The 12,810-nt window shown below is 64.8% G+C and carries 9 protein-coding genes and 1 pseudogene; 5 read left to right on the plus strand and 5 right to left on the minus strand.

What is annotated here, in order from left to right:
- Positions 1-21 precede the first annotated feature (21 nt).
- Both CAL22_RS17220 and CAL22_RS21370 read left to right on the plus strand, forming a co-directional pair.
- Entirely contained in the window at positions 22-1,536 is a 1,515-nt protein-coding gene (locus tag CAL22_RS17220; protein WP_244193923.1) for a basic amino acid/polyamine antiporter, read from the plus strand.
- 147 nt (positions 1,537-1,683) lie between these two features.
- Complete coding sequence (locus CAL22_RS21370) at positions 1,684-2,706, plus strand: FomA family porin-like outer membrane protein (RefSeq protein WP_244193924.1); 1,023 nt, start codon at positions 1,684-1,686, stop codon at positions 2,704-2,706.
- A gap of 78 nt (positions 2,707-2,784) precedes the next feature.
- Here CAL22_RS21370 and CAL22_RS17230 read toward each other — a convergent pair.
- The 3 genes and pseudogenes from CAL22_RS17230 to CAL22_RS17245 all read right to left on the minus strand — a co-directional run bounded on the left by CAL22_RS17230 (position 2,785) and on the right by CAL22_RS17245 (position 5,430).
- Positions 2,785-3,576 (minus strand): annotated as a pseudogene (locus CAL22_RS17230) (autotransporter outer membrane beta-barrel domain-containing protein).
- 100 nt (positions 3,577-3,676) lie between these two features.
- The gene (locus tag CAL22_RS17240) at positions 3,677-4,726 is read right to left on the minus strand and encodes a HAMP domain-containing sensor histidine kinase (protein ID WP_244193925.1); all 1,050 of its coding nucleotides are present in this window, start codon (positions 4,724-4,726) and stop codon (positions 3,677-3,679) included.
- Entirely contained in the window at positions 4,723-5,430 is a 708-nt protein-coding gene (locus CAL22_RS17245; RefSeq protein WP_094815365.1) for a response regulator transcription factor, read from the minus strand. The genes CAL22_RS17240 and CAL22_RS17245 overlap by 4 nt, the downstream gene beginning before the upstream one ends.
- 137 nt (positions 5,431-5,567) lie before the next feature.
- On the opposite strand from CAL22_RS17245, the gene CAL22_RS17250 reads away from it, so the two are divergent.
- The 3 genes from CAL22_RS17250 to CAL22_RS17260 are packed head-to-tail and all read left to right on the plus strand — an operon-like array spanning position 5,568 to position 11,238.
- Positions 5,568-7,016, plus strand: coding sequence for an efflux transporter outer membrane subunit (locus tag CAL22_RS17250; protein ID WP_094815367.1), 1,449 nt, complete (start codon positions 5,568-5,570; stop codon positions 7,014-7,016).
- A gap of 47 nt (positions 7,017-7,063) precedes the next feature.
- Positions 7,064-8,179, plus strand: coding sequence for an efflux RND transporter periplasmic adaptor subunit (locus CAL22_RS17255; RefSeq protein WP_167383672.1), 1,116 nt, complete (start codon positions 7,064-7,066; stop codon positions 8,177-8,179).
- Positions 8,176-11,238 carry an efflux RND transporter permease subunit gene (locus CAL22_RS17260; RefSeq protein ID WP_094815371.1) on the plus strand — a complete coding sequence of 1,021 codons (3,063 nt, stop codon included), beginning with the start codon at positions 8,176-8,178 and terminating at the stop codon, positions 11,236-11,238. Before CAL22_RS17255 ends, CAL22_RS17260 begins: the two co-directional genes overlap by 4 nt.
- Positions 11,239-11,313: 75 nt before the next feature.
- Here the strand turns inward: CAL22_RS17260 and CAL22_RS17265 are convergent, their stop codons facing one another.
- Entirely contained in the window at positions 11,314-11,835 is a 522-nt protein-coding gene (locus CAL22_RS17265) for a GNAT family N-acetyltransferase (RefSeq protein WP_094815373.1), read from the minus strand.
- Between the two features lie 30 nt (positions 11,836-11,865).
- On the minus strand, positions 11,866-12,714 hold the full coding sequence (locus tag CAL22_RS17270) for an HpcH/HpaI aldolase/citrate lyase family protein (RefSeq protein WP_094815375.1): 849 nt from the start codon (positions 12,712-12,714) through the stop codon (positions 11,866-11,868).
- Positions 12,715-12,810: the final 96 nt, after the last annotated feature.

The raw sequence follows: 12,810 nt of genomic DNA on the forward strand, positions 1-12,810 counted from the left end.
CTCCATCGCAAGGCAAAGAAAATGACCGATAAAACTCAAGCAAGTGCAAGTTCGGACGCCTCGGCCAGCTCCGGCTCGGCCGGCGCGAAGCTGGGCATGCTGGCCCTGATCGCCATCGTGGTGGGTTCGATGCTGGGCGGCGGCGTCTACAGCCTGCCGCAGAACACCGCCGCCACGTCGGCGGTCGGCCCGGTTGTGATCGCGTGGATCATCGCGGGCATCGGCGTGTACTTCATCGCCAATGCCTTCCGCATGCTGTCCGACCTGCGCCCCGACCTGCATGCCGGGGTCTATATGTATGCCCAGGAGGGCTTCGGCTCCTTCATCGGCTTTAACGTGGCCTGGGGCTATTGGTTGATGACCTGCTTTGGCAATGTCGCCTTCGCGGTCATCCTGATGGATGCCTTCGATCAGATCTTTCCGGGGGTTTTCACCAACGGCAACAATCTGAACTCGATCATCTGCGGCTCCATCCTGATCTGGGGCTACAACTATCTGGTGCTGTCCGGCACCAAGGTAGCGGGCTTCGTCAACACGGTGGGCACCATCGCCAAGCTCGTGCCCCTGGTGCTGTTTGTGCTCATCCTCGGGCTGCTGATCGATTACTCGCAACTGCTGGACAATGTCTGGGGCACCTCGCCGCAGATCATGAGCGGCACCGGCAACAGCGCTACGCCCGTGTCCCTGGGCGCGCAGATCATGGCCCCCATGACCGTCACGCTGTGGGCGTTCATCGGTGTCGAGGGCGCGGTCGTTCTGTCCGGTCGCGCACGCAACCGCAGCGATGTCGGCAAAGCCACCCTACTCGGCTTTCTGGTGGCGCTCATCATCTACATCCTGCTGTCGGTGCTGCCCTTTGGCGCCATGACCCAGGTGGAGCTGGCCCAGGTCGCCAACCCGTCGACCTCCGGCGTGCTCGAACACGTCGTCGGCGCCGAATGGGGCAGCTGGCTGATGGATCTGGGGCTAATCATCTCGGTGTTGGCCGGCTGGCTGGCCTGGACCATGCTGTGCGCCGAAATCCCCATGGCGGCTGGCCAGAACGGCGCCTTCCCCAAGGCCTTCGCCCGCACCAATAAGAACGAAGCCGCCACGGTTTCGCTCTGGGTGAGCAGCGGTGTGATGCAGGCGGCGATGCTGTTGGTGTATTTCTCCAACAATGCCTGGAACACGATGTACAACATCAGCGCCCTGATGGTGGTTCCGGCCTACATCACCACCACCCTTTACATGACCAAGCTGTGCCTGACGCACGAGTACAAAAAGTATTCGAACAAGGGCATGACGCTGGGCCTGATCAGCGGCATCATGGGCGTGCTGTTCTGCCTGTTCATCCTCTACGCCAGCGCGCTGAACTACCTTGCCCTGGTGCCGGTGCTGCTGACGTGCGGCCTGCCCATCTTCATCTGGTCGCGCAAAGAGAAGAAAGACGGCAAACCCATCTTCGTCGGCCCGGAAAAGCTCTATGTGGCGATCCTGCTGATCGCCGACGTCATCGTGCTGTGGTTGCTGTATACGGGCAAGATCACGCTCTGATCTGACCGAGCCGCCACGCCCGGACGCAGGCCCGGTCTTTTACGGAAAGCCAGTTTTTCCTGAGAAGACCGGGCTTTTTTCTACTGCAGATTCCGTAATCCCGTTGCTGCGCGCCCGCGCAGCGGCGACCCTTCACGCCACCCATTCATGACACGAGCGCACACGTTTTGGGGTCTCTTGCTGCTTGGCGCCACCGCCGCCCAAGCGGCGGAATTCACGCCCAACGGCAGCCTGAGCCTGACCCAGACCTTCTATGGCAACTCAGGCAACTACAAGACCGCCAACTCGCATCCATCCGCCGTGCTGAACTATCAGTTCTCGCCCAAGTGGAGCGTAGACCTGGAGTGGGACCGAACCTGGAACCGCTACGCCTATACGGGTGGCCCCAAGCAGCAAAACAACGACTACAGCGAACCCTCCGGGACGCTGAGCTATGCCTACGGCAACCTGGGTGACTCCAAAGTCAATTGGTCGTCCTCCTTGAAGCTGGAGACTCAAAGCAATTTCAATCACACCAGCCAGGCCTATGGCATGGCGCAGACGGTCTTTGATTTCTCGGCCTACTTCCCAGCCAACGGCCCGGTCCGGCCCACGCAATTCGCGCTGGCGCCCATGTATATCCACGGCAAGGCCATCAGCGGCGCATCGGGCAAGGTCAATACCGCCGGGCTGGGACTGCTCACCAACTGGAACCTGCCTGCCCAATTTTCGCTAACGCTCAATGCCTATGTATTCAAGGATTGGTATAGCGGCAGCTTCGCCGTCAGCAACGACAGCACCACCTACACCAGCGCCACCTACTTCATGCTCTCGGCCTGGCTGGAGTACAGCAACACGCTGGCCAAACTCAATGCGCAGACCTCGCTGACCTTTAACTTCGCCGGCGGCCTGGATCCCTACGTCATGTCCAACCGGCGTGCGGCCTGGGATCCTTTCCTGGCCGGTGACGACATGTACCAATGGCTCTCGCCCACGGTCATGCAGGGCAACTACAAAAACGCTTACGACCTGTTCGCGCTGCCGCAACTCTCGCTGACCTACAACATCAACAGCAAGCTTTCGGCCAACGCCTTCGTACAGGTGAAGTATTCCAATCAACAATGGGGAAGCAGCGAGAAAGACTGGCGTCTGCAACCTCAGGTCGGCGCCGGCATCGTCTACCGCTTCTGAGCGCCCGACGCGAGGGCGGCCGACCGCCGCCTCCCGTCAAGCGACGCAGGAGCCCGGCGGACACACCTGCCTGCCTCGCTAGAACTGATAGCGCATGCCTGCTTCCACGGCGTAGGCGCGAAAATTCTGCTGACCCCAGTTACCCGCGACACTGGCCCAGCCTTTCCAGCCTTTGCCCAATCCAGCCGCCAATCCCGCCTTGAGTTCATAGCGCGACTTCGGATACATATTGTCGATACGGGTGCCGTCCAGATGGATTGAGGGATCGTTACTGGAACGCCACCAATTGAAGGCGGCAAAAGGCTGCACGACGCTCTCGCCGGGCTGACGATACAGCCGGGCGCCCAGCCGCGTCACCACGCCATCGGAATCCGCATCGCTGACGCGAACACCCGTCTCTTCGGTGAACGCGCTTTGGCGGTATCCCAGATAGATCAACTGCGCCTGGGATTGCACCACCCAACTGCCTGCGGCCAGAAGCGCATAACCGGATTCGGCGGATAGCGCCCAGCCATGCGCGTTGTAACGTTCGCGGTCCAGCAGGTCGCCTTCGATGTGATTGCTGAACGTCCCAATCTGCGCCCAGACGTCGGCATACGCACCCAGACGCTGCTGCCTGTCGGCATACTACGTTCCGTATGCCCCTACGCTCCACGCGTCGCTGCGGCCGGTGAAGCGAAACGGGTTGGCATCGGCGCGGGCGCGCGAACTCGCCCGACCATAGCTGGCCATGAGTCCGGCGGTCGCGCTGGCGGCGCCATCGGCAGCGAGGTACTGATAAATATCCGTCCCGCCATGCAGTACGAACTCATCAGTCTTGGCGCGCTGGTTGGCATCCCCCGTCTGGGCGCGGTAATGGCTGCCTTTCAGGCGTAGCCAGACCGCATGCGCTGGGCGCGCATCGGCAAGGGTAGAAGCTGGCGCAGCTACCTGCGGCCCATCGTATGGCGGGACGGCGCCGGTGCGCGGCCTATCTCGGCAGCGTCACCGTCACCACCAGGCCGCCGCCGTCGCGGCTGCGGGCCTGGACCGAACCGCCGTGAGCGGTTATGGTGCGATGCGCCACGGCCAGGCCCAGGCCGCTGCCGGTGGCCGAGGCCGAGCCTTCGACGCGGAAGAAGGCATCGAAGATCCGCTCCTGCAGCGCGACGGACACGCCGGGCCCGCGGTCCGCGACCGTCACGACCAGCTGGTCGGCGGCATCGATCGTGGCCGCGATCTCCACCGTCGTCCCGGCGGGGGAATACTTGACGGCATTGCGGATGATGTTCTCAAACGCGCGATAGACAAACTCACCTTTGACCTGCGAGACGAAGGACTCGCACAGCGTCGCGCTGACCGACTTCTGCGCGGCGACGGCCTCGAACTCCGCGTCCTCGACAATGGCTTGCAGCAGCTCGACCAGGTCGACGCGCTCGTACTGCCCCGGCATGGCGCCGGCGTCGAGCCGATGCAAGGTCAGCAAGGCCTCGATCAGCGTATCCAGTTTGTGGCTTTCGGACTCGATGCGGGCAACCATGGCCGGCACGGTCTGCGGCGACTGGCGCATCAAGCCGATAGCCGCCTGCATGCGCGTCAGCGGAGAGCGCAATTCGTGAGAAATATCATGCAGCAGCAAGCGCTGGGAGTCCATGGCGCGCTGCAGCTGTTCGGCCATGCGGTCGAAATCCTGCCCCAGCTCGACGATCTCGTCGCTCCACATGCCCTGCATCATGGGCGCCACGCGCGTGTCGAACTTGCCCTGGGCGGCACGGTGCAGCGCCCAACTCAGGGTACGTACGGGCCGCGACAAATACCATGCGAACAACATGCCGATCAGGAAAATGGCAATTAAGCCCGCCAGCAATGGCACACCCGGTATCGGCCCGACCATCCATTCATCGCGCGGCGGCGGCGGGGTGGGCCCGCTGGCCAGCACGATGTAGGCGAACGTACCGGCCATCGACAGCGCCATGCTGAGAAACAACGCCAGCACCAGCTTCCAGAACAGCCTGCCTGCCCGCGGGATCAGACCCATCATGCCTCCAGAAACTGATAGCCCTGCCCGCGCACGTTCTGGATCCACGGCTGCCCGTCAGGACGGTGGCCGAGCTTTTGCCGGATGGCACTGATGTGGACGTCGATACGGCGATCGAAGGGCGTCAGGGGCCGGCTGAACGCCTCCATGGAAATGACTTGCTTGCTGACCAGCGTGCCGACGTGGCGCGCCAGGACTTCGAGCAGCATGAACTCGGTGCCGGTCAATTCGAGCGGCTCGCCATGCCAGGTGGCCTGCCGGCTGCCGGGCCATAGTTCCAACGGCCCGGCCTTGAGACAGCGTGGTGCCTCCTGGGCGGCCGCGGTGGGCGTATCGGCCAGGGCAGCGCCCTGTGTGCGGCGCAGGATGGCCCGGATGCGCGCGAGCAGCTCGGCGGGGCTGCAGGGCTTGGCCACATAGTCGTCGGCGCCCAGGTTCAGGCCGATGACCTTGTCGATGTCATCGCCTCGCGCCGTGAGCATGAGAACCGGCAGCCGATGCTGCAGCCGGATGCGTTGCAAGGTCTCCAGCCCCGACAGCCCGGGCATCATGATGTCGAGCACGGCCAGGGAATAAGGGCGGCGCGCAAGCTCGCCGATCGCGCGCTCGCCGTCGCTGCAAGCGACGACCTCAAAGCCCTCATGCGTGAGGTACTGAGACAACATGGTCGTCAGTTCGACATCGTCATCGATCAGAAGAATACGCATGGGAAAGCCGGTTCAAAGTCCGTGGATGCGAAAAATTCTCTCACTTTCAAAGCCTTGTCACCACGTCAGCCGGCAAGCTTTTCGCAACTTAACACTTCTGAACCGCGCTTGATGGTGGCCCTGCCTACGATACGGCCATGAAAATCGCGCTGGATTCCGTCTCGCGGCCGCTGGCCGTGCTCAGCCTGCTGGGCGCATTGACCCTGACATTGCCCGCCTGCACGATGGTCGGCCCCGACTACCGCGCGCCCGACGCCGCGGCCCCCGCCACGTGGGAAGCACCGATGCCGCACGGCGGCCGGGAAGTCTCGCTGCGCAACTGGTGGGGCCAGTTCAATGACAAGACGCTGGACGCCCTCATCGCCGCGGCCATGAACGACAGCCCCACGCTGGACCAGGCCTGGGCCAACATCGAAAGCGCGCGGGCCAATGTCGACACGGCCCGCTCGGGCTTGTCGCCCACGGTTGACGCCAACGCGAGTCTGCTGCGTGCCCGCCAGCGTCAGGGGGAGGAGGTGGATACCTTGACCACCACGCGGTCGGCCGGTTTCGACGCCTCCTGGGAGATCGACCTCTTTGGCAAGATACGGCGCAAGGCTCAGGCCGCCGATGCCCGCCTGCAAGCCCGCGTCGGCGACTGGCACCAAGCCCGGGTAAGCCTGGCTGCCGAGGTGGCCGACGACTATGTGCAGTACCGCGGCTGCCAACTGCTGGGCGGCGCTTACGAGCAGGAACTCGCCTCCATGCAGAAAACCATGGCCGCGACGACCGCCTCCGTGGACGCGGGTTTCACCTCGCCGGCCAACGGCGCGCTGGCACGCGCCAGCCTGGCCAGCACGCGCGCCTCCTTGCAGGCGCAACGCGCCGAGTGCCAGTTACTGGTCAAGAGCCTGGTGGCGTTGACCGGCCTGCCCGAAACCGACCTGCGCCGCCAATTGGATCCGCAGGGCAGCCCGCCGCCTGGCCTGCCCGTGCCGGCGGCGTTCACGCTCGACGCCTTACCCGCCGATGTCCTGCGCCAACGCCCCGACATCGCGGCGCTCGAACGCGACCTGGCGGCGACCAGCGCCTCAATCGGCGCCGCGCAAGCCGACCTCTATCCCAGCCTGACCCTGTCCGGCTCCATCTCGCTGTCGGCCTCGCAATTGGCCAGCGGCGCCGCGAGCTGGTCCTTCGGGCCGGCCTTAAGCCTGCCGTTTCTGGATGGCGGCGCCCGGCGCGCCGCGGTGGCCAGCGCGCAGGCCGACTACCAAAGCGCCCTGGCGCAATACCGTCAGGGCGTACGCACCGCCATCAAAGAAGTCGAGCAGGCGCTGGTCCAGCTCGATGGCGCGGCATCGCGCGCCACGTTCGCCGCCGAGGCCGCGCGAGACTACCGCAGCTTCGAGCAGGCCACCGAAGTGCAATGGCAAGCCGGTGGCGCCAGCCTGCTCGATCTGGAAGAGGCCCGCCGGTCTGCCCTGAACGCCGACATCGAGCACATCACCTTGCTGCGCAATCAGGTGCAGTACTGGATCGCGTTGTACAAGGCCGCCGGCGGGGGCTGGACGGCGGATGCCGTCGTGCCGTCAAAGACACAGCCTTGAACAAGACCGGCCCGTCCGGCTGCCCCGCCTCACCCACCCGTATGCGTATGAAAAACCTCCTGGATCTGCCCTTCCTGCGTCTCTCCTGCCTCCTGCTGCTGGCCCTGAGTTTGAGCGCCTGCGACAAACCCAGCGATTCCGCCCCCGACGCGCAGACGCAGGCCAGTTTGCTGACGGTCGACATCGTCCAGGCACGCGAACAAGCCTGGCCGCGCAAGATCCAGGTCAACGGCGCCATTCAGGCCTGGCAGGAAATCATCGTCAGCCCGGAGACGGGCGGCCTGCGGGTCAGCGAGCTCCTGGTCGATGTGGGCGCCAGCGTCAAGCGCGGCGACGTCCTGGCGCGCCTTGCCGATGAGACCGTCGTGGCCGAGCAGCGTAAACAGGCCGCCACCGTCGCGCAGGCTCAGGCCGCCTACGAGCAGGCGCAGTCCGACTATCGCCGGGCGCGAGCCACAGAGAAAAGCGGTGCGCTGTCCGCGCAGAAGGTCGAGGAGTACCGCAACACGGAACGCACCGCCAAGGCCACGCTGCAAGCTGCCCAGGCGGACCTGGACACGGTCAGGATCAAACTGTCCCAAACCCGTATCGTGGCTGCCGATGATGGCCTGGTGGCCACCAAAACGGGCATCTTGGGCGACGTCGTGGCCAGCGGCACGGAACTCTACCGGCTGATACGCCAAGGCCGCCTGGAGTGGCGCGCCGAAGTCGACGCCAAACAGTTGGCCGGCATCAGCGTGAACGACGCCGCGCAGATCGACCTGCCCGACGGCCGCACCGTGGCCGGGCGGGTCCGGCTGATCGACCCCGTGCTCGCGGACGGCACGGCGCGCGCGGTGGTCTACGTGGATCTGGACCGCAACGCCGGGGCGCGACGCGGCATGTTCGCCACCGGCTTCATCCTCTCTGGAGATAGCCAGGCCCTGACCTTGCCACAGTCGGCCATCACCCGGCGCGATGGCCGCGCGTACGTCTGGTTGCTGCGCGACGACGATCACGTCATCAGCCGTGCGGTCACGCTGGGCCGCCAGCAAGGCGACCAGGTCGAAGTGATCTCCGGCCTCACGCCGCAGGACCGGGTTGTGCGCAGCGGCGGCGCCTTCCTGGCCGAGGACGCCAAAGTCAGCGTGGTCAGCGCGCAAACCGCCAAGGCCAGCCAATGAATATCTCGTCCTGGTCCATCCGCAACCCTGTCCCGGCGGTACTTGTCTTCATTTTGCTGACGGTCTTCGGCCTGATCGGCTTTTCCAAACTGCAGATCCAGGATTTCCCCGACACCGACCTGCCCACCGTCACCGTCACTGCCACCCTGGAAGGCGCGGCCCCCTCGCAATTGGAGACCGAGGTTGCTCGCAAGATCGAAGACAAGCTCGCCTCGCTGACGCGCCTAGACCACATCACCACCACCATCACCGACGGCTCGGTCGTGTTGTCCGTAAGCTTCACGCTGGACAAGGACAGTGAAGTGGCGGTCAACGAAGTCCGCAATGCCGTCGACAGCGCCCGAGGCGATCTGCCCAGCAGCATGAATGCGCCCACGGTCACCAAGCAGACCGCGGCGAACGCCTCGTTGATGACCTATGTCATCGACTCGGAACGCCTGGATGAATCCGACCTGTCCTGGTTCGTGGACAACGATGCCACCAAAGCCCTGCTCGCCGTGCCGGGCGTGGCGTCCATCAAGCGGCTGGGGGGCATAGACCGAGAAGTCATCATCGATCTGGATCCCGTGGCCATGGCCGGCCTGGGGGTAACGCCCTCGGATGTCTCCGACCGCCTCAAGGCAGTGCAGCGGGAAAGCTCCGGCGGCCAGGGCCATATCGGCGGGCAGCGTCAGTCTGCCCGCATGATTGCCACGGCCGAGTCCGTCGATGAGGTCCGCCAGATCGCCTTGCCGCTGTCCGACGGCCGCTGGGTCCGCCTGGATCAGATCGCCCGGGTCACGGATGGCCACGCCGATCGCGAAAGCAAAGCGCTGCACAAGGACAAGGAAGTGCTGGGCTTGCAAGTCACCCGGTCGCTGGGCTACTCGGACGTCGGTGTCGCCCGCGATGTCCGCGCGGCGATGGACAAGTTCGCCCGCGACAATCCGCAAGTCACCATCCGCGAAGTCAGCAATACCATCGAGCCCGTCATCGACAACTATCACGGCTCGCTGGAACTGCTGCTCGAAGGCGCCGTGCTGGCGATCATCGTGGTGTGGTGGTTTCTGCGCGATTGGCGCGCGACCCTGATCGCCGCCGTGGCGCTGCCGCTGTCCATCCTGCCCACCTTCGCGTTCATGTGGCTGGCCGGCTATAGCCTGAACATGGTGACCCTGCTGTCGTTGGCCCTCGTCGTAGGGATTCTGGTCGATGACGCCATCGTCGAAGTCGAAAACATCGAGCGTCACCTGCTCATGGGGAAACGGCCCTTCGAGGCGGCCATGGAGGCCGCCGACGAAATCGGCATGGCGGTCATCGCCACCACGTTCACCCTCGTCGCCGTGTTCCTGCCCACGGCATTCATGGGCGGCATCCCCGGCAAATTCTTCCGGCAGTTCGGCGTCACGGCCTCGGTTGCCGTGCTGGCCTCGCTGCTGGTGGCCCGGCTGCTCACGCCCATGATGGCCGCCTATCTGCTCAAGCCGCGCAACGCCGAGGACGGGCGCGGGCGCGAAGACGGACCGATCATGCGGCGCTATCTGCATCTGGCCGCCAGCGCCATGCGCCGCCGCAAGACGACCATCCTGTCCGCCCTGCTGTTCTTCGTGCTCTGCCTGGGCCTGGCCGCCTTCATCCCCACCGCCTTCATGCCGGCGCAGGACAAGGCGCAGACCACCATCACGCTACAAGTCGCGCCGGGCAGCACCTTGCAGGACACCACCGACATGGCCGAGCGCGCCGCCACCCTGTTGCGCGCCTTGCCCGAGGTCAAGGACGTGTTTGCGCTGGCCGGTAGCGCCAGCAGCGGCGGCATGGGCGGGACCACGACGGCCGACCTCACCAGCGCCACCCTCACGATAGACCTCGTGCCTCGCACCGAACGCCATGCCACGCAGTCCCAGGTCGAAGCCCAGATGCGCGCCCGCCTGCGCACGCTACCCGGCCTGCGGGTGGCCGTGGGCGGCGGCAACAGCGGCGAAGCGCTCGAACTGACCTTGGCCAGCGACGATCCCGAGGCGCTCAACCGCGCGGCCAGCCAGGTCGAGGCCGGGCTGCGCACCTTGAGCGGCATCGGCAATGTGACCTCCAGCGCCTCCCTGCAGCGCCCCGAAATACAGGTCCGTCCCAACCATGCCGCTGCGGCCCACCTCGGCGTAACCTCGGAAGCGCTGGGCGATGCCCTGCGATTCGCCACGTATGGCGATTACTCGACCGCGCTGCCCAAACTCAACCTGCCACAGCGGCAGATCAATATACGGGCCCGCATGTCGCCCGAGCTGCGACAGGATCTGAACGCCGTCGGCCAACTACGCGTGCAAGGACGCGACGGCCTGGTCAGCCTGGCCAGCGTGGCGGATATCGGCATAGGCAGCGGGCCCTCGCAGATCGACCGCATCGATCGGCTGCGCAAAGTCACCCTCACCGTCGAACTCAATGGACGGGCGATCGGCGAAGTGGAGCGCGAAGCTCGCGCGCTGCCCGCCATGCAAGCCCTGCCGGAATCGGTCAAACAGGTCGACCAAGGCGAGCTGCAGCGCATGAGCGAACTGTTCCAGAGCTTCGGTCTGGCGATGGCCATCGGTGTGTTCTGCATCTATGCCGTGCTGGTCCTGCTGTTTCATGACTTCATGCAGCCGGCCACGATCTTGTCGGCCCTGCCCCTGGCCCTGGCCGGCGCCCTCTTCGCCCTCTGGGCGGCGGAACAGGCGTTTTCCATGCCCGTGGTCATCGGCGTCTTGATGCTCATGGGCATCGTCACCAAGAACTCCATCCTGCTGGTGGAGTACGCCATCGTGTCGCGCCGCAAAGGCATGGCGCGCTTCGATGCGCTGATGGACGCCTGCCACAAACGCGCCCGTCCCATCGTCATGACCACCATCGCCATGGGCGGCGGCATGCTGCCCAACGCCCTCGGGCTGGGCGCCGAACCCAGCTTCCGCCAGCCTATGGCCATCGTGGTGATCGGCGGGCTGATCACCTCCACCGTCCTCAGCCTGGTGGTGGTCCCGGTGGTCTTCACCTATGTGGATGACCTGCTGCAATGGTTGAAAAAGCGGCTTCTTCCCACGCGGCATTGACGCCGCATCCGCGGGCCGGGAGAAAGCGGGCGGCGCCCGGGCGGACACCAACCGCCCCGCCTGCCGTCCGCCTCCCTAGGCTGTCGAGACCAGACATTTGCTCATGATGACGCTGCGATAGTTCGTATGCCGCCACTGGGCATACTCGATTTCACGATATCCCCGGGCGGCATACCAGGCGCGCAACTGCACGGCGGGCTCTGCGGTATCGAGCGCGATTTCCGCGGCGCCACAGCCACGCGCCCGGGCTTGCACCCAATGCAGCAGCCGGCTGCCCAGGCCGCAGCGCTGCAGCGCGGGTTCAACCCCGAACTGATGCAGACTGGCCACGTCCGGGCGATCCAGCCAGGGCGAGCCGCCTGTCTGCGACGGATCGGAAAACACCACCGTCGCCAGCAACGCGCCCCCATCCTCCAGCACATAACAGTCGCCGCGCGCCATGCGCTGGCGCGTCACGTCCGCGGATTGATCCACCGCCATGAAGCGCAGCCCGCTGGCCCCCAACGCCGCATAGGCTCGGTGTAACAAGGCCGTCAGGGCCTCCACATCGTCGGCAGCGGCCAGGCGGATACGCGCGGTACATGGGTTAATCGGCATGAGCCATCATAACGACAAGGCGGCGGAGGGTTAACTCACCGTTTTTCCTGCCACCATGAGCACGTGTTGCGCTCGTCGCACAAAAGGCGGATCGATCATTTTTCCATCCACCATGAAAGCGCCAACGCCTTCCTGTTCGAGACTGGCAGCAACGATCCGGGATGCATCCAGAATCTCCTCATCGCTAAAGCTGAATACCTCGTTCGCGATGGCAACCTGGCTGGGATGTACACAAGACTTGCCCAGAAAACCCAGTGATCTCGCCATCGCGGCTTCGGCTCTGAAACCCTCGGGATCCCGCAAGCGCGCGTAAGCCCCGTCCATCACATACTTGCCCGCCACGCCGGCGGCCAAACGCAGGGTCAGCATGATGCTACGCAGGATCTCCGGTTGATAGCGATCAATGCCCAACGGCTCGAACAGATCGGCCAATCCCAATTGCAGCCCCGCCACCCGGGGATCCGCCTGGGCCAGCGCCGCGGCGCAGGCCAAGGCCTGAGCTGACTCCACGGTGACGAGAAAATGGCCCTCAAAACCCGCCCCATCGGCTTCGCAAATGGCAGCGTTCAAGGCAGCCGGGTCGTCTATCTTGGGCAGGTTCAACAAGCCGATCGGTAAGCCCCGCAGTCTACGCAGGTCAGCCAGAAAGTCCGGCGTGTCGACGGCATTGACCCGCACGATGATCGTCTTGTGGCGCAAGGCCTGGGCTGCGGAGAACTCGGCCGAGCTCAGCCAGCGCGCCAAGGCTTCGCGTGCGTCTTGCTTACGTGCCGGCGCCACCGCGTCCTCCAGATCAAAGGACAATGCATCTGCCGGACCCGACATGGCTTTGTCGAAAAGCTCCGGGCGCGAGGCGGGCACGAATAATTTGCTTCTCATGGATAACTCCCTCTTTCTGGCCAGTGCGGTCAGCAAGACGCTGCCGCCCGGCGCCTGGGTTGGATGCGCTGCACGGTCAATGACCGCCGGCCAGGC

Source organism: Bordetella genomosp. 12 (assembly GCF_002261355.1).
Lineage (GTDB): Bacteria > Pseudomonadota > Gammaproteobacteria > Burkholderiales > Burkholderiaceae_B > Bordetella.

Excerpts from the sequence above, each read along its gene's own strand:
- CAL22_RS17265 (WP_094815373.1), bottom strand. The coding sequence starts at position 11,835 with ATGCCGATTAACCCATGTACCGCGCGTATCCGCCTGGCCGCTGCCGAC.
- CAL22_RS17250 (WP_094815367.1), top strand. The coding sequence starts at position 5,568 with ATGAAAATCGCGCTGGATTCCGTCTCGCGGCCGCTGGCCGTGCTCAGC.
- CAL22_RS17220 (WP_244193923.1), top strand. The coding sequence starts at position 22 with ATGACCGATAAAACTCAAGCAAGTGCAAGTTCGGACGCCTCGGCCAGC.
- CAL22_RS17260 (WP_094815371.1), top strand. The coding sequence starts at position 8,176 with ATGAATATCTCGTCCTGGTCCATCCGCAACCCTGTCCCGGCGGTACTT.
- CAL22_RS17240 (WP_244193925.1), bottom strand. The coding sequence starts at position 4,726 with ATGATGGGTCTGATCCCGCGGGCAGGCAGGCTGTTCTGGAAGCTGGTG.
- CAL22_RS17245 (WP_094815365.1), bottom strand. The coding sequence starts at position 5,430 with ATGCGTATTCTTCTGATCGATGACGATGTCGAACTGACGACCATGTTG.
- CAL22_RS21370 (WP_244193924.1), top strand. The coding sequence starts at position 1,684 with ATGACACGAGCGCACACGTTTTGGGGTCTCTTGCTGCTTGGCGCCACC.
- CAL22_RS17270 (WP_094815375.1), bottom strand. The coding sequence starts at position 12,714 with ATGAGAAGCAAATTATTCGTGCCCGCCTCGCGCCCGGAGCTTTTCGAC.
- CAL22_RS17255 (WP_167383672.1), top strand. The coding sequence starts at position 7,064 with ATGAAAAACCTCCTGGATCTGCCCTTCCTGCGTCTCTCCTGCCTCCTG.